We start from the raw sequence: 15,330 nt of genomic DNA, 5'->3' as shown, positions 1-15,330 counted from the left end.
CGGCCGCCGCGATCACACCGCTCCACTTGGGCAACTCGGTGTTGTGGACCCTTTACGATCACGCGGAGACTGGGCGATCGGTGCCAATTGGCCAGGTGGCGTACACAACAACCCACCGATCGAGCGGAGCGGTGTCCAGTACGCCGACACTTCCGGCGTCTTCGGAGAGAACATGGTGAAACAACAAAGGGCTGCGCGGACCCGTCGGACTCTCATGGAGACCGCGGCCGCCCAGTTCGACCGCGACGGCTACGCCGGCACGTCCCTGTCACAGATCAGCACGGAGGCCGGCATCTCACTGGGCGCGCTGACCTTCCACTTCGGCTCCAAGAGCGAACTCGCCCGGTCCGTGGAGAAGGAAGGCCGGTCGGCGGTCGAGGAGGCCGTCGCACGGATCTGCGCCTCCTCGACCCCTCCGCTGCGGCAGCTTGTCGAGCTGACCCTGGAGCTGGTACGGCTGATCGAGCACGACGACAGCGTCCGGGCCATGCTGCGCCTGGAGCGCGAACGTCCGGGCACACCGCAGTGCTCGTCGATCTGGCTGCCCGCGGTGGACGACTTGCTGCAGCGTTCCCATGCCAGCGGCCGGCTGCGCCCTTCCGTGCGCCCGGCGGTCATGGCGACACTGGTCTCCCACCTGATCGCGGGTGCGGAGGCCGTGCAGCGCTGCCACCGGGCCTCCCCCGCGGAACCGGTCGACAGCGCGGTCGGCCAGTTGAGGCACATCTGGCAGCTCATCCTCCCGGGGATATCGGCCTCGGAGGCCTCACACCGCTGAACACCCGCCGTCCACCGGGACCGCACCACCGGTCACGAAGGAGGAGCGGTCGCTGCACAGCCACGCGGCCGCCTGTGCCACCTCCGACGGTTCGGCCATGCGGTGCTGGATGGCCCGGGTTCCGGACACCCGCTTGGGCGTGCCTGACGCTGCCTGTTCGGTCAGCTCGATACGGGTGCTGCCGACCACCAGTGCGTTGACCCTGATCCCCCTTGCCCCGTACTCGGCGGCGGCGGCCTTCGTCAGCCCGGGGACAGCGTGCTTGGCCGCCACGTACGGCGCCAGAGCACCGGTCGCGAAGATGCCCGCCGTGCCGGAGGTGTTCACGATCGTTCCGCCCGACCCCTGGGCGAGCATGAGCGGGATCTGCCGGCGCAGGCAGTTCCAGACCCCCCGTACGTTCACGTTCATGATCTGGTCGTAGACGGCGTTGTCCGTCTCGTGCAGTTCGGTTCCCCGAGAGCCCCAGCCCGCGTTGTTGAACGCCGCGTCGAGCCCGCCGAAGGTATCCACCGCCACCGAGAGGACCCGCTCGACGTCCCTCTCCGAGGTCACGTCCCCGGCCACCGCGACCGCCAGCCCTCCCAGAGCGGCAATCTCCTCGGCCAGGGCGAGTAAGGGCTTCTCCCGCCTCGCCATCAGTACGACCGACGCCCCCTCGGCGGCGAAGAGGCGCCCCGCGGCGGCTCCTATCCCGCTAGTGTTTCGTGATTCCGTTGGCGTTACTTGATCTTGTATGGCAGGGTCTCTTGGTATGGAGCTCTCCGTGGAACAGGCCGCCGAGTTGCGGGAGTTGGTGAACAGCCGGGACGTTCCTGCGGACATAGCAACGCGAGGCCGGATCGTGCTGTGGTCGGGCGAGGGGCGCCGACGCAAGGACATTGCCGAGCTGCTTGGGGTGTCGCTGCCGACCGTGGACCGCTGGAAGACCCGCTATGCCGAGCACGGACTGGCCGGACTGGAAGGGGAGCGTCCCGGTGGTGCTCGCGAACAGGTGCCGGCGCGGGTGCGGGCCCGGATGATTGCGCTGACGCGTATGACGCCGCCGGACGGCACGGGGCTTTCGCACTGGTCCACACGGGAGTTGGCGAAGTACCTGGAGCGGGCCGAGAACGTCACCGTGTCCTGGCACTACATCGCCCGGATCTGGCGGGAGGAGAGCCTGAAGCCGCACCGCAGCGGCACCTTCAAGATTTCCAGAGACCCCGCGTTCGCGGAGAAGGTGGCCGATGTGATCGGACTGTATCTGGCCCCGCCGGGCGGCGCGGTGGTTCTCTCGATCGACGAGAAGACGCAGGTCCAGGCGCTGGACCGGACCCAGCCGGTGCTGCCGGTCGCCTTCGCGGCGAGCGAGAAGCGCACGGCCGACTACGTCCGGCACGGCACCACGAACCTGTTCGCCGCTCTGAGCGTGACCACCGGCGAAGTACTCGGCGAGTGCAGGCCAACCCGGAACGGCAAGGACTTCCTGGCCTTCTTGAAGAAGGCGGTGAAGCCGCAGGCCGGGAAGGACATCCATGTCGTCCTGGACAACCTCTCCACGCACACCACCCCGGAGGTCAAGGAGTGGCTGGCAAAGAACCCGCACGTCCACTTCCATTTCACCCCCGTCGGCTCGTCGTGTCTGAACCAGATCGAGATCTGGTTCGGAATCCTGACCCGGCAGTCGATCCGCCGCGGCACGTTCTCCAGCGTCAACGTCCTGATCAAGCAGATACGCGACTACATCAACTCCTGGAACACGACGGCGAAACCGTTCACCTGGACCGCGACCGCGGGCGAGGTCCTTGCGAAGGTCCGGCTCGTCGCGACCAATATGAAGAAACTCGTCAATAACAACTCGAACTGACATGAACAGGATCACGAGACACTAGACGCACCCGTGATCATTATTCTCTTGCGGTGCAGCAAACCGTTCCTGGTCACGTACATGAGACCCCTCCCCGTCAACTCACCACGCCCGGTGACCGGTTACATGGAATCGGTCACTGCGCTCCTAGGCTGTCGACCTTAGCCCCAGAGCAGGCCGTCGAGACACCTGCGGAGACGGGCCGCTGCAGGTCGCCAAATCCGGAGGACGACCCGTTCCGGCCGTCTCCCCCATCCCCGAGACGGCCGCCCGGCTCCTACCGGCGGGGCGCGTGCCGGCATTCGGTGACCGCGGCCGCGCCGGGACGAGGGCCCTGCCGGCTGTCGTCGGCTCCCCGGACGCGAGCGGTCGCCCGACCACCCTGACCGAGGCCTGGACCCGCTCCCGGACCGTGACGGCCCGGGGCGCGGTCGACGAGCGGACTCCCGACACGGATGCATCAGGCCGCCTGCCGACCGCGCTCGGCCCCGAGCTCCATGCGCTTCAGCGCACTGGGCGTCGCGACGCCCGGCAGCAGGCAGCGCCAGATCTCCTCGACCCGAGCGGGAAGGTCCAGTCGCCCGGTCTCCATCTGCGCGTGCAACTGCGCCCCGGTGCAGGCGCTGACCACCAGCCGGGCAAGCGGCGCCACCTCGACCCTGGACTGCAGCTCCCGCATGCGCTTGGCGCTCTCGAAGCTCTCGATCAGCACTTCCGTCCACTGCTTGTGCGAGTTTTCGTGGGAGGAGATGAAGAGTTCCTGGTCCGTCACCAGGCGGGCCCCCGCCAGGAGCAACGGGTCATCGAGCATTTGGTACGCCCAGGTCAGGGACAGGTCGATCACGTGCTGCAACCCCTCGGCCTGGATCGGCGGGGACACCAGTTCCGGTTGGCTGCGCACGATCTCGCGGGCCAGAGCCTCCTTGTTCTTGAAGTGGAAGTACATCGCTCCCAGCGTCATGCCGGCCCGTTCAGCGATCTTCGAAACGCTGGCTCCGGCGAACCCGTACTCGGCGAACACCTCCGCCGCCGCCCGTACGAGCACCATCCGCGTACGGAGCGCACGCTCCTGCTTCACGACACGCCTGTCGGGCAAATCGGACACCTGTTTCCCCATCATAGACAAAAAAAATAATCTTCCTTATTTTACTACGCGGGCCCCTTGAGACACCGGTCATGGGCCGCGCACGCTCAGCTTCGATGTTCCATAGGGAGAGAACTCGTTATGGCTTCCATCAGCAGTCGCGTTCAGCCGGGACGGCCCACCGTGGCCGAGAAGTACGTTCGCAAGACCGATCCGGCCGAGGTGCTCATCTCCGACTGGCGCGAGATCTCCGCCACCCAGCACGTGGTGACGGCCCGATGGCCCCGTGCCCACTCCTTCTACACCCCACAGCCGGACTCCCACAGCGCTCTGCTGTTCACCGAGAGCCTGCGCCAGGCCCTGGCCCTCCTCACCCATACCGCGTTCGGCATCCCCCTCGACCACCCGCTCGGCTGGGACTACCTCAGGTGCGCCATCGCCCCGGAAGGGCTGCTGACAGCCCCCGGGCCCGACGGAGTGGAAATGCACGTCACCCACACCTCCGTGAACCGGCGACGCCTCGGCACAGCCCGCATGACCGCCCTCGTGGAGACGGAGCGCAACGGAAGAAGCGTGGGAAGCGCCGAGGTGCGGTACACCACCTACCCGGGCGCCATCTACAACCGGCTGCGCGGCCACCACGCCGACACCGCGCGGGCGTTCGCACGGGCGCTGCCTCCCGGGCCCCCGGCCCCACCCGCCCTGGTCGGCCGCGAGCACGAACGCGATGTCGTCCTCAGTTCCACCGGAACCGACGGGTTCTGGCGCCTGCGCGCCGACACCACGCATTCCGTACTCTTCGATCACCCGCACGACCACATCCCCGGGATGGTGCTTCTCGAAGCCTTCGGTCAGGCAGCCCAGGCGGCGTCCGCACCGTACCGGGTGAGGCCCGTGTCCTTCGACGCGACCTTCAACCGGTACGTGGAACTCGACCGCCCCTGTCTGATATCGACGGAGGCCCTCACTCTGACCAACATCAGGCTCGTCGCCACCCAGGATTCCGCGGTGGCGGCGACGGCCGTCGTCACCAGCGCCCCTATCGTCTGAGACCCCGGGCGCGCACCGCCTGCGGAAGGCGTCTTACACGCGGACGAACCCCCGGCGAAGGAATGCTTTCCCGAGCATCGATAAAAAAACGATGCACCGTTATTTTGTCGGTACCAGGAAGCCATGCGCACGGGCCCCGCGTCACGCCCTCGCCGACCGTCTCATCCGGCGTCCGACCGCACCGGCCTCCGGACCATCCAGGCGTACAGGCGGTCGCCCGCCAGGCAGGCGACCAGGAAGAAGACCACCGCGATGATCACGACGTTGCCGACCTACTGCAGCACGAAGGCAGCGGCAACCCCCTCCACCGTCATTTCTTCAACACGCGCCACGACAGGCTCCTTCACGGTGGCTGATCCGCTGGGACGGGTGTGCGGGCCTACGGGCGCGGAACGGAACTCTTCCGGCCGGTCCCGTCCGTCCCTTCATGACAGCAGCGTGGGAGCACCGGAAAGCATCTCCTTCTCACAGGATGCTGACCCGCGCCGGAGCGAATTCGACGGCCGAGCACCACGGGCTGATTCGTCGCCTCCGCGCGAGACCTCCGTAACCCGCTGTTGTGATATCCCGTACGGACATTCCGATTCCGGATCTCTACTCCGTCCGGACGCCGCACGGCACATGACGCGGTATTCGCTGCGGCCCGCCGCATCTCCGAAGGCCCGCGCAGGTTCGGTTCAGGGGCGAGCGCCCGAGAATCCGTCTGGTGCGAAGGGACTCCGCCCGGCATGCTGGTCACCACGCATGCGCGTACAGGTGCACGTGAAGCCACCGGCGGGCCCGCCGGTGGCTTCGCTGCGTCTGTTCCGAGGTCAGGCGACCGCGTGCAACTCGCCCTTGCCGGCCTTCGGCGGACGCCGGGCATAGTCCGGCACCAGAATGGGCGGTGGGCCGCCCGTCGCGAGTTGCCGGGACATCTCCGACTCGAACTCGCTCTGCGAGGCGTACCCGGCGACTGCGGGGTTCAGCGCGTAGCGGTGACCCCGGCCGTTGCCGGAGCGCAGCACGAGTCCACGGTCGACCAGCAGGGCCATGGCCCTGCTCATGGAGGCCTGTCCGACGTTCAGGATCTCGTCGATCTCGGCCTGCTTCATGTCGACGGCCCCACCGGAGCGCTGGCACTTGGTCATCACGGACAGGACATCGATGGCAGTGGGAGTCAGCTGCAACTGATGGAGCATGCCCAGGAGGCCGGTGGTATTGAACAGCACGGGGGGGATCATCCCTTCTGTCAGGCGATCTCGGCCCAGGAAAACAAGGTGAGCTCGGGCGCGAGCCGGTCGGGGAACTGAGAACCCAGATCGAGCGCCCGCAGCTCGGCGAGGAACTCGCTCTGCTCTTTGCCGTTCCCGTTGTAGGCGACTCGGGGGTTGAGCTCGTACGAGCCCCGTTTTACCTTACGGATCAGATTCTTCTCGCACAGGGCATCCAGCGCATGACCGACACTGGTTCTCTTCACATCCAGCTCGGACGCGATTTCGGCGTGCGTGACCTCGATCCTGCCCTTTTTCTGTCTGCCGATGATGTTCGACAGGATAGCGCCCTGCAACTTGCTGATAACGCCGTGCATCAGGCAGTAGGGAAGGACCCTGCGAAGGAAGTAGTTGCTCACGAGGGAGTACCCCTCGGTACCGAGCATGTCGTGCGGAGGCCGGCGGTACACCGTCGTTCTGACCTCGTGCACCGGTCCTTTTCCGAACTGCTCCGCGATCAGGCGCGCAAGGTCGGTGCTGGTGTCCGACGTGGCCGCGCGGAGTGGCCGTAACTGTGGTGCCGGTACCGCGCGACGCCCGCGCAGAGGCTGTGCCACTTCACTCACGGTGGTCGTCCTTTCGCATACAGGTGCGAGCACCGTACGGCAAAACTTGCGTCTGGTTGCATCTTATGACGGGATTACTTACTTCCATCCGCAAGTTACCGTCGGTCTTGGATCACACGTCTGGATCGGACGTCCCCCGGAGTCACCATGGCCGCGCGTGCGGCAGACACTGGACTCACCGGCCGCAGGCCACGGGCTCGCGGTCGGATCGGGACAGCCGCCTGCGGCCGTAACAGAGCAGACTGCCCTCGGTCTGACCGAGGGCAGTCGACGCGGCCGGGCATCGCGAGGCGCCGCGGACCGGAACTTGCGGTTCGCCGCAACATTTTCGAGAGAGTTGCGTTCATTCACAAGTCTCCGGCTCTGGTGTGGGCCGCCGCCGACATTCGGGCCCCTCCAATGTCGGCGGCCACCGACATTAGCTTTCGGGAAACTCCAGGTCAGAGCCCGCTTTTACGAAATTCCTCTTAAGTAAAGAACAGCGTCGGCTGCGGGCCGGCGTCGACAAGGGGACTTTTCCGACGAACACCTCGTCCGACGTGGCCTACTGCTCTCCGAACCGGGCTCGTACGCAGCGGCGAAACTCCGGGCTCAGGCTGCCAACCACAGCGTCATGTGCTCAGCCACGGCAGGGAAGCCGCCACAGCCAGGACGTTTGGTCACAACGTCGCGTGGCCGCCTGAGCAACCCCTCGTGCTCGGCCACGCCTCTGCGTTCCAAGCTACCGGCTTCCCGCACCCGCCGACGGGGACCGGCTGTTCCGGCGGGGCACCGCAAGCCCGCCAGGGCTGAGGAGCTACCGGCCCCGTGCGAGCCGTGACCGCGGAACCGTGCGCAGAGGGCGCCGTCGCAACGACGTGGACAGGCGACGGGCGACTGAGCGGGCTGCGGGAGCCTGAGTGGGAAACACGATTCAGCGCGCGGCGCCGTAAACCCGCTTGACGATCAGTTCGGCGGCCTCTTCGTGGTAGCCGGGTTCGGTCGGCAGTTCGGTGTCCAGGCAGCTGACGTAGCGGTTGAACGTGGAGAACGCCGCGGCGCCGTGGGTGTCGGAGCAGAACCGGGTGCGGTCGAGTTGCGAGACGGGCGTGGCGATCAGTCCGCGCTCACCGCGGCTCAACGTCGACGGCCCGCGGGGAGCGCGTCGGCGAGCGTGTTGAGGGGAGCCACTGTGTCAGGGCGATCGGACATCAGCGCCCCGATGCCGGGAAGTGCGTTGTCGATCTTTATGTGCGGCACCGAACACTCCTGTGCTCATGGCTGACACAGCGTTCGTCGGCGTCCATTGTTGGGTGCCGCCCTCGATCCGACAACTCCTGATGAGCAGGGCCTGCCGGTGTCCCCGTAGCGGAAGACCTCCGACCAGGGTTCCCTGCGGTGCGGAAGACCCCGCCGGCCCGTGTCCCCCACCGCGCGTCCCGGCCTCACACTGACCCACCCGCCCCCGCCCCCGCCCTCGACCTGACGGCCCGGCCAGGTCGAAGGCCGTTCCCCCTGGCAGCGTCGCCGGTGCAGTGGCCGGGGCTCCGAAGCCTCCTGACACGGATCGGCTCTCATCACGCCGGTTCGAGTGGCGCCCTCCGGGACGACTCCGGCACCCTCTGGCCGGACGGAGCGGGGACCGGGCCCGGAGTCACGGTCCGGTGCCGCCGCGCGTGACGAGATGCCCCGCGACAGGGGCGGTCGCCTGGGCGTGCCTGAACGGCGACTTGAACACCGGGAACGCCTGCACCCCGCCCGCCTGTGCCGCAATACGGAGTTGGCGAAGTGGTCGGCCCCGCGCACGGCCCCCGGGGGGCGACAGCAATTTCGAAGATGTGACACCACCGAGACGTAGCTACTTTGCGAAGTACGGGAATGTCCCGGGTGCTCTTCCAGGAAGTCCGAATGAAGCTCGTCAAGGCTTCGCCAGTGACGAACGGAGTCGTCCTTCCTGTCACACGCAACGTCGGTTGACCACATGCTCACGGATTCAGCAGGCGCGTGGGGCGAAACACCCCCGCCCGGCGGGACGTATCCGGGGCCGAGGAGTCCGGGAGGGGCGATGCTTGAGTTCTCTGTGCAGGCCGAGCGGAGCGTGGTCGGTTTCTCACCGGTTCGTGCTCTGCTCAGCACGGGCATCACGTCCTTGTGGCACGAGAAGGCCCGCCAGGGACTGAGACTCATCGCTCCGGACGACCCGGCGTGCGCCATCGGCGAGTACGACGGGGACCGTTTCACAACGGTGCGTCCGCACGACCGGATCAGAGCCCTCCACCGGCGACGGGTCGTACGCGGCTTCCGTGAGGTGGCGCAGGCCTGGGTGGACCAGCTGGGACCGTGCCGCGTCGATGTGGTCGACCCCCACCTGCTCGACGAGGGCAGCCGGCTGTTCTTCGAACTGCTCGTCCATCAGGTCGGCGGAACAGTCAAGGTCCGGTGCGCGACCGGTGCGGCCGACGCCGCCGGACTGCTGCCGAAGACCGTGAGCGAACGCGACCGGCGCATCGAGTACCTCGTGAGCGCGGCCGCTCAGCTCCACGCCACGGAAGCCGACTTCCTGTACAGCCAGGCAGCCGGATACCTCGGGACGGGTGACGCCTGGACGGCCGAGCGCATCCTGCGCGCAGTCGTGCGGCAGAGGCCCACCACCACCGGCTGGAAGGACCTCGAACTCGCCTGCGCCATGCTCGGGCGTCCTCTGGGAGCCGACAGCCGGTCCCGGGGGGACGACCGACGGCCGGCAGCGGGCCCAGACGGCCTCCACGGCCCTCAGCTCCGGCTGGAAGGGGGCTGGGAGCTTCTGGAGAAGTGGTCCACGACCGCCGGGCAGATCGCCAGGAACGCGGCGCATTCCGCGCTCTTCGCGGTCGCCGACAGAACGGTGTTCGGTACGTACGAGATCATCAACGACCTCACGCAGTCCAGGGACTTCTTCGTCGTGCTGAGAGGAGGCCTGACCATCAAGATCCACATTCGTGACATCGACACGTTCGCCATCGCTTACATCGGCCCGCAGGACACCGCGCCGGGAATCGACCACAGCACCGACCGGTCGGCCTGAGCCGTCTTCGAGGGGTCCTCCTCACGGCACCCTGCCGGAAACGCCCTGGCGGCTCCGCGGCGAGCGCCCCCGGGGCGCTCGCGCCGGTCGCTTCTCCCAGCGGCCCCGCGCACGGGAGGAGGGATGGCGACGGCCAGGCGGCCCGGCCGACGGGCCGTGAAGAGGGCGGGAAGCAGGGCGGCGCCCGTATCGGGAACCGGGGCCAGCGGACCGTACCCCGGCACCGCCTTCTCGAATCATGAGGATCGAACCGGAAGGGAGGTTGCCGCTTCAACTCCCCCAGTCACAGGTGTTCTTGACACTCCATAACCCCTGTGAAACCGTCTGCCTCACTTGTAACGCCTGGACTTCGCCGCCAAGAGTTCGGAGACGCGATGCCGCCGCTAGAGGTACCAGGAATAGACGTTGCATCGCGGGTGCGAGCGCGTGACATCCAGATGGCCGGAGTGGCCGACATGCGCCGCCGTGTCCTGATGATTTCCGGAGCCATCGACAGCGTCGACCACGACGTCTCGGTGTGTGTCAATCTTCCCGAGCCCGGGTGCTGGCAGGTAATCAAGTCCGAGACGAACCTGACGGACAGGACTTGGGTCGCCATGCAGGCGACCACGGACGAGGACTCCGTCTTCGTCACCGACGCCGACACCCTGGTCATGTCGCGCCAGTTCGCCAAGTCCTTCATCACGCCCGACCAGCGCCGCCTGACCTTCTACGACGGCGAGGTACGCCCCGGCGAGGCCGTGGTGAAGATGTACTCCCTGGAGACGACGGGCCGGAAGCCGACCTACTCCTACTCCCGGTATAGTCCGGTCGCCGCCGACAGCCCCGCGGACATGGCGAAGACCCTGGAGCGGCTCGTTGCCGAGGGGATGCCCCAGCGCCCGGTCATCGAGATCATCGTTCCCGTGACGGTCATCGGGTGATTACCTTCACTCCTGGGCCCCACCTGCTGGACTCACCCCGGGGCCGGGAGTGGCCCCTCGCCCCCGGCACACGCGGCACACGCGGCACACGGACCACCGCACCCCCGGCCGGTGCGGACGTCGTCGTCGGGGCCGGTCCCGCCGGGCTCGCGGTCGCCTCAGCGCTCTGGCACCTCGGTGTCCACGACATCGTCCTCCTGGACCGGGGTGGCAGCCCGTGCGGCCGCTTCTTCGACCGGGTCGACGTCCTCCGGCAGCGGGTGCTCCGATCCCCTTACGAACACCATCCCGGCGTTGAGGGCTACCGCGACTGCGAGCTGCTCGACTTCGCACGACTGCACTGGTCGCGGCTCAACTCCGTGGAACGCCGCGAGGTCCGCATGGCGCAGGCCGGACACCGGTCGGTGGTACCGGTCGACGTCTTCGAGGCCTACTGCGGACACATCGCCACCCTGCACCATGTGGACGAGCGGACCTGGCGGGCCACGGCCCAGGAGGTCCGCCCCACCACGGACGCCGTCACCGTGCGCGGCGAAGGCTTCAGCGTGACCGCCCCCTACACGATCCTCTGCCTGGGTGAGGAACGCCAACGGGCTCCCTCCCACTGGTGGGAGGGCGAGGCGCTCCCCCACGGGGTCGGCTACTGGGACGAACCCGTGCCCGCCGGAGCCGGCCGGGTCGTCGTCGTCGGGGCCGGACTCAGCGCCGCGCATCTCATCTCGAACGCCCTCGCCCAGGGCGGACACGTGGAGTGGGTTGTCCGCGCGTCCGCGGAGCGCTACCAGTGCGCCGACGTCAACGCGTCGTTCTTCCGCGCCGAGGGCAGGGCCCAATTCGACGGGACCGGCTGGGACGACCGCCTGTCCCTGATGCGCGGGCAGCGCAGAGCCTCCGTGATGTTCGAGTTCCAGCCGCTGCTGCGACGCGCGGAGGCGGAGGGCCGGCTGACCGTCCATCGCGGGCGCACCGTGACGGCTCTCACCCCCGAGAGGGCGGGGCGCGTCGGCGTCCGGCTCGAGAGCGGCGAGCGCGTGGTCGGCGACCACGTGGTGCTGGCCCTCGGCACCACCGTCTCCAACGGCGAGAGCCTCCTGCCCGCCGAGGTGACCGCAGCCCGTGACGGCAGGCCGGACTCGGCTTGGCGTCCCTCGCGGAGGACCCGGCACAGATCGTGCTGGCGGTGGACCGCGCCCGTCACGACGTCCGTACATCCCTCACGTTCGATGCCCTCGTCGAGGCGGGAACACAGCGCTGGCGGTCCGTCCGGCCGGCCCTGGCCGCGGCGGGTGAAGCTCCCCTTTCCCCCACGGCACTGCGCAGCGCGTGGAACCGGGCACTGCGCATGGTCGGCCACCACGGCATCGGGCGGCCCGACTCAGCGGCCGCGGCCCATCTGGCGGCGTGCTGGCTCCGCAGGGAAGAAATCGACACGCGCGCGGCGCGACCGGTGCGCGAGGGAGAGACGGCGACCTGATGACGTACCTCAGATCACTGGCCCCGGACGCGGCCCTCCTGCAGGTCTTCCATGCCTATCCCCACGTCTCCCGGCCGCTTCTGGACCTGCACGAACTGATTCTGCGGAAGGATTCGCCCTTCTCGGTCGCCGAGCGCGAACTGATGGCCGCCTACGTGTCCGGTCTCAACGGCTGCGCCTACTGCCACGGCATCCACACCGCGACCGCGGAAGCGTTCGGTGTCCCCGCCGGCCTCCTGGCCGAGGCCCTCACCGACCTCGATGCCGCTCCGGTCGACGAACGACTCAGACCGGTGCTGCGCTATCTCGACACCCTCACCCGTCACCCGGCACGGCTCACGGAGAAGGACGCCGAAGCCGTCTTCGCCGCCGGGTGGGACGACCGGGCCCTGCACGACGCCGTCATGGTGTGCGCCCTGTTCAACTTCATGAACCGCATGGTCGAAGGTCTCGGGGTGTGCGCGGACGAGGGCTATTTCGCGACATCGGCAAACCGCCTGCACCAAGGCGGCTACTCCGGCCTCGTCCCCACAGCGGACGGCGAGAGGGGAGCGGGCCCTTCGGAGGGGCGATAGCCCCCGGGCTCGCCCGTGGGGACCCGTTCATCCGTTCGAGCCCGTCCGTCGCGCCCGCGGAGCGGAGCCGGGCCCGTCAGCGCCCTCCCCCTGCCGAGGCCGGCCACCGTGCTCCCCGCCGTCGGCCAGCTGGTGGGCCTGGAACCGTGCCTCGTCGGCCAGCAGGGTCCGCCTCGCCGAGCTGAAGGGGGGGTGATCGGCGCCGCACCCTGTTCCTCGTAGTCGGTGTACGTGATCTTCCGGCCGGCCAGCATCGGCGCCCGGAACATCGGAGAGCCTGCGTTGAGTTCGGAGGCGTACTACTGCTGGAGCACCGCACCCAGCGGAAGGACCCGCTCTGGGGGACGAAGACGTCCGAGGCGATGGTGGTGACGCTCCCGGAGCCGCGCAGGCCCGGGGTGTACCAGTCGTCGACGGTCTGCAGCTGGTCCGTCGGCACGAGGGCCATCACGGGCTGCATGCCGCCGTCGGGCGTGGGCGCGACCGCGGTCAGGACCTGCCGGTGACTGTGCCAGGCGCCACTGACGAAGCCCCACTTGCCGTTCACCACGACGCCGCCGTCGGCCGGAGCCGCCATGCCCCCGGGGCTGAGGGTGCCGGACCCCCTGACGTCCGGCCGGGAGAACACCTCGTCCTGGACGTGGTCCGGGAAGAGGCCCGCCATCCAGGTCGGAATCCACCGTCGCCGCGGGCCAGTTCCGCGGCCACGTCCACCAGCGTGCGGGCTTCGGACTCGTAACCGCCGTAGCGGGCCGGTACGCGCATACGGAAGATGCCGGCCTCGGCCATCGCCTCGACCGACTCCTCGTGCAGCCGCCGGTTCTCCTCGGTCCATGCCGTGTGCGACTGGAGCAGCGGCCTCAGCTTCGAGGCTCGGTCCACCAGTTCGGTGCGGGCGGGCGTGGACGTGAGGTCCAGTCGATCCTCCAGGAATCAGGAGACGCCCTGTCCGCGGCATGCGGAAGCAAGGGGGGCTTCGCGCATCGGTCGGGACGGCGTCGCCCTGCTCCCGCCGGGTCGCGGGAGCGCCGCATCTCCTCGATCGCCGGCCGTCCCGCCCCCTCCGGCGAGCCCGTGCGAGAGGGCATCCCACGAGAAGCCCGGACCCGGCCGGCGGGTCGAGAATGTGCTTCTCGGCCGCGGCCGGCGCCGGCGTCCGTCGCCGGTCACGCCGGACGCCGGCGCCGTCAGGGAGGCAGCCCATGAGCGACAGCGACCGCCCGTCCCGGGAGTCGACCGGAGCGGCACACCCCACCACGGCCACCACGACAACGCCGTCGGCCGGCACGGTCCTCGGCACGGCGGCGGCCTCGTCCGCCGAGTACAGCGCGGCCACCACTCAGGGAGCGGCGACCGCGCTGGTGCGCCTGCTGATGGAACAGATGGTGTTCGGCCCCGGCTCCGTCGCGCCGGGGGACCGCGTCGAAGCTCCGGCGACGGGGGCGCGGGCGCGGGACGCCGACGACGGGGACCTGCCGGACCGGCCGGCTCCCGAGAGGGGATCCCGTGTGAACCACGAGAAGGAGATGCTGCGGTGAGGCCACTCGTGCGGGCTGTGCTGCGGGGTTCGCTGCGGCAGGTGCGGTACGTGGATGTGATCGCCCCGCGCCGGGCCCGGGGCCTGGTCGCGCAGGTGTACCGGGAGACGGAGGGCGAGTTCGGGGTGCTCGCACCGCCCTTGGCTCTCCACTCACCGGCCGCCGCGTCGCTGGCCGCGACATGGCTGATGCTCCGGGAGACCCTGCTGGTCGACGGGCGGGTGAGCCGCGCGGTGAAGGAGACGGTCGCCACCGAGGTGTCGCGGGCCAACGACTGCCCGTACTGCGTTCATGTGCACCAGGCGGTCCTCGGGACGCTGCCGCCGGACGGGATCGGTTCCGGGCTCGTCGAGTGGGCCAGGACGACCGGACGGCGCTCCCAGGGCGACGCGGCCGGCGGGGAGGGCCCGTTCCTGCTCACTGCCGAACAGGCGCCCGAGCTCTGCGGCGTCGTGGTGACGTTCCACTACATCAACCGCATGGTGTCCCTCTTCCTGGCCGACTCCCCCATGCCCGCCCGGACGCCTGAACCCCTGCGCGGACCCATCATGCGCACGACCGCACTGGCCATGCGCCCCGTCGCCCCGGGGCCTCTGGCGCCGGGCGGGTCGCTCGGGCTGCTGCCGCCGGCCCCGCTGCCCCCGGGGCTGGAGTGGGCCGAGGGCAGTCGTTTCGTGGCCGAGGCCCTGGGGCGTGCCTTCGCCGCTGTGGAGCAGGGGGCGCGCTGGGTGCCCGAACCGGTCGTGGAGCGGCTGCGCTCGCGCCTCGGCCTGTGGGACGGAGCAGCCCCCGGGCCCGGCCGGAGCTGGCTGGAGGTCGCCGTGTCGGGGCTGCCGGCCGAGGACATGCCCGCCGCCCGTCTCGCGCTGCTGACCGCCTTCGCGCCGTACATGACGCTCCCTGAGGATGTCGAGGCGTTCAGGATCCGGTTCCCCACCGACCGTGAACTCATCGAGTTCACGTCCTGGGCCGCCCTGACCACGGCTGTGCGTATCGGCGGCCGGATCACCGTGCCCCGTGCCGCCGGGCCGGTGTGAGCAGCACGGCGGCACGGGTGGATCGTGGGCCGTGTGTCGTCGGGTGATCAGAAGGCGGATCTGGAGCAACGGGTGGCGCGGACGGTGCGGGGCGCGACTGCCCGGGGCTTCGCGGGCGTTGAGCACCTCGAAGCGGCCTTCTCGGCCTCGGGACGGCATC

Annotated in this window: 16 protein-coding genes and 2 pseudogenes; 10 read left to right on the top strand and 8 right to left on the bottom strand. The window is 69.1% G+C overall.

The features are described from left to right. Positions 1-214 precede the first annotated feature (214 nt). The gene (locus F0344_RS34755; protein ID WP_258050345.1) at positions 215-778 is read left to right on the top strand and encodes a TetR/AcrR family transcriptional regulator; all 564 of its coding nucleotides are present in this window, start codon (positions 215-217) and stop codon (positions 776-778) included. Here the strand turns inward: F0344_RS34755 and F0344_RS34750 are convergent. Continuing rightward, positions 767-1,516, bottom strand: coding sequence for an SDR family NAD(P)-dependent oxidoreductase (locus F0344_RS34750; RefSeq protein WP_258050357.1), 750 nt, complete (start codon positions 1,514-1,516; stop codon positions 767-769). The genes F0344_RS34755 and F0344_RS34750 overlap by 12 nt on opposite strands. A 16-nt stretch (positions 1,517-1,532) precedes the next feature. On the opposite strand from F0344_RS34750, the gene F0344_RS34745 reads away from it, so the two are divergent. Beyond that, entirely contained in the window at positions 1,533-2,627 is a 1,095-nt protein-coding gene (locus F0344_RS34745) for an IS630 family transposase (RefSeq protein WP_185303122.1), read from the top strand. Between the two features lie 460 nt (positions 2,628-3,087). Here F0344_RS34745 and F0344_RS34740 read toward each other — a convergent pair whose 3' ends face one another. Next, on the bottom strand, positions 3,088-3,723 hold the full coding sequence (locus F0344_RS34740; protein ID WP_308461020.1) for a ScbR family autoregulator-binding transcription factor: 636 nt from the start codon (positions 3,721-3,723) through the stop codon (positions 3,088-3,090). Between the two features lie 129 nt (positions 3,724-3,852). On the opposite strand from F0344_RS34740, the gene F0344_RS34735 reads away from it, so the two are divergent. Continuing rightward, positions 3,853-4,761, top strand: a complete 909-nt coding sequence (locus tag F0344_RS34735) for a ScbA/BarX family gamma-butyrolactone biosynthesis protein (RefSeq protein WP_185303121.1) — start codon at positions 3,853-3,855, stop codon at positions 4,759-4,761. An 812-nt stretch (positions 4,762-5,573) separates the two neighbouring features. Here F0344_RS34735 and F0344_RS34730 read toward each other — a convergent pair. From F0344_RS34730 to F0344_RS37000, 4 genes are all read right to left on the bottom strand, one after another. Beyond that, positions 5,574-5,972 carry a MarR family transcriptional regulator gene (locus F0344_RS34730; protein ID WP_185303120.1) on the bottom strand — a complete coding sequence of 133 codons (399 nt, stop codon included), beginning with the start codon at positions 5,970-5,972 and terminating at the stop codon, positions 5,574-5,576. Between the two features lie 20 nt (positions 5,973-5,992). Next, entirely contained in the window at positions 5,993-6,580 is a 588-nt protein-coding gene (locus tag F0344_RS34725) for a replication/maintenance protein RepL (protein ID WP_185303119.1), read from the bottom strand. Positions 6,581-7,493: 913 nt separating this feature from the next. Continuing rightward, entirely contained in the window at positions 7,494-7,700 is a 207-nt protein-coding gene (locus F0344_RS37005; protein WP_374940180.1) for a hypothetical protein, read from the bottom strand. Further along, positions 7,697-7,819, bottom strand: a complete 123-nt coding sequence (locus F0344_RS37000) for a hypothetical protein (protein ID WP_374940179.1) — start codon at positions 7,817-7,819, stop codon at positions 7,697-7,699. The genes F0344_RS37005 and F0344_RS37000 overlap by 4 nt, the downstream gene beginning before the upstream one ends. An 805-nt stretch (positions 7,820-8,624) precedes the next feature. Between F0344_RS37000 and F0344_RS34715 the strand changes: the two genes are divergently transcribed. The 3 genes and pseudogenes from F0344_RS34715 to F0344_RS36995 all read left to right on the top strand — a co-directional run. Continuing rightward, positions 8,625-9,623 (top strand): DUF6235 family protein, encoded by a 999-nt coding sequence (locus F0344_RS34715; RefSeq protein ID WP_185303118.1) that lies wholly within the window; start codon positions 8,625-8,627, stop codon positions 9,621-9,623. A 437-nt stretch (positions 9,624-10,060) separates the two neighbouring features. Beyond that, the gene (locus F0344_RS34710) at positions 10,061-10,546 is read left to right on the top strand and encodes a DUF6423 family protein (protein WP_185303183.1); all 486 of its coding nucleotides are present in this window, start codon (positions 10,061-10,063) and stop codon (positions 10,544-10,546) included. Beyond that, a pseudogene (locus F0344_RS36995) lies at positions 10,543-10,743 on the top strand (hypothetical protein); the annotation flags it as partial. The gene F0344_RS34710 and the pseudogene F0344_RS36995, both read left to right, overlap by 4 nt. Here the strand turns inward: F0344_RS36995 and F0344_RS36990 are convergent. Continuing rightward, positions 10,705-11,292: a hypothetical protein gene (locus F0344_RS36990; protein ID WP_374940178.1), complete on the bottom strand. Its 588-nt coding sequence runs from the start codon at positions 11,290-11,292 to the stop codon at positions 10,705-10,707. The pseudogene F0344_RS36995 and the gene F0344_RS36990 overlap by 39 nt on opposite strands. 392 nt (positions 11,293-11,684) lie before the next feature. Here F0344_RS36990 and F0344_RS34700 point away from each other — a divergent pair, with 392 nt between their 5' ends. Together F0344_RS34700 and F0344_RS34695 are read left to right on the top strand one after the other, a co-directional pair. Beyond that, positions 11,685-12,020, top strand: coding sequence for a DUF6187 family protein (locus tag F0344_RS34700; protein WP_185303117.1), 336 nt, complete (start codon positions 11,685-11,687; stop codon positions 12,018-12,020). Beyond that, positions 12,020-12,595 carry a carboxymuconolactone decarboxylase family protein gene (locus F0344_RS34695; RefSeq protein ID WP_185303116.1) on the top strand — a complete coding sequence of 192 codons (576 nt, stop codon included), beginning with the start codon at positions 12,020-12,022 and terminating at the stop codon, positions 12,593-12,595. The genes F0344_RS34700 and F0344_RS34695 overlap by 1 nt, the downstream gene beginning before the upstream one ends. A gap of 123 nt (positions 12,596-12,718) precedes the next feature. Here F0344_RS34695 and F0344_RS34690 read toward each other — a convergent pair. Next, positions 12,719-13,513: pseudogene (locus F0344_RS34690) on the bottom strand (acyl-CoA dehydrogenase family protein); the annotation flags it as partial. Positions 13,514-13,797: 284 nt separating this feature from the next. Between F0344_RS34690 and F0344_RS34685 the strand changes: the two are divergent. Continuing rightward, positions 13,798-14,133 (top strand): hypothetical protein, encoded by a 336-nt coding sequence (locus F0344_RS34685; protein ID WP_185303115.1) that lies wholly within the window; start codon positions 13,798-13,800, stop codon positions 14,131-14,133. Further along, a complete protein-coding gene (locus F0344_RS34680; protein WP_185303114.1) occupies positions 14,130-15,170 on the top strand; it encodes a carboxymuconolactone decarboxylase family protein in 1,041 nt (346 codons plus the stop codon). Before F0344_RS34685 ends, F0344_RS34680 begins: the two co-directional genes overlap by 4 nt. Positions 15,171-15,330 lie beyond the last annotated feature (160 nt).

Source organism: Streptomyces finlayi, from assembly GCF_014216315.1.
GTDB lineage: Bacteria > Actinomycetota > Actinomycetes > Streptomycetales > Streptomycetaceae > Streptomyces > Streptomyces finlayi_A.
The sequence above is the reverse complement of the archived record's forward strand: the minus strand, read 5'-3'. Positions and strand labels throughout refer to the sequence as shown.

What these genes read in the sequence shown, in the direction of transcription:
- F0344_RS34715 (WP_185303118.1), top strand. Translation starts at nt 8,625, where the DNA reads ATGCTTGAGTTCTCTGTGCAGGCCGAGCGGAGCGTGGTCGGTTTCTCA.
- F0344_RS34745 (WP_185303122.1), top strand. Translation starts at nt 1,533, where the DNA reads ATGGAGCTCTCCGTGGAACAGGCCGCCGAGTTGCGGGAGTTGGTGAAC.
- F0344_RS34755 (WP_258050345.1), top strand. Translation starts at nt 215, where the DNA reads ATGGAGACCGCGGCCGCCCAGTTCGACCGCGACGGCTACGCCGGCACG.
- F0344_RS34710 (WP_185303183.1), top strand. Translation starts at nt 10,061, where the DNA reads ATGGCCGGAGTGGCCGACATGCGCCGCCGTGTCCTGATGATTTCCGGA.
- F0344_RS34695 (WP_185303116.1), top strand. Translation starts at nt 12,020, where the DNA reads ATGACGTACCTCAGATCACTGGCCCCGGACGCGGCCCTCCTGCAGGTC.
- F0344_RS34685 (WP_185303115.1), top strand. Translation starts at nt 13,798, where the DNA reads ATGAGCGACAGCGACCGCCCGTCCCGGGAGTCGACCGGAGCGGCACAC.
- F0344_RS34735 (WP_185303121.1), top strand. Translation starts at nt 3,853, where the DNA reads ATGGCTTCCATCAGCAGTCGCGTTCAGCCGGGACGGCCCACCGTGGCC.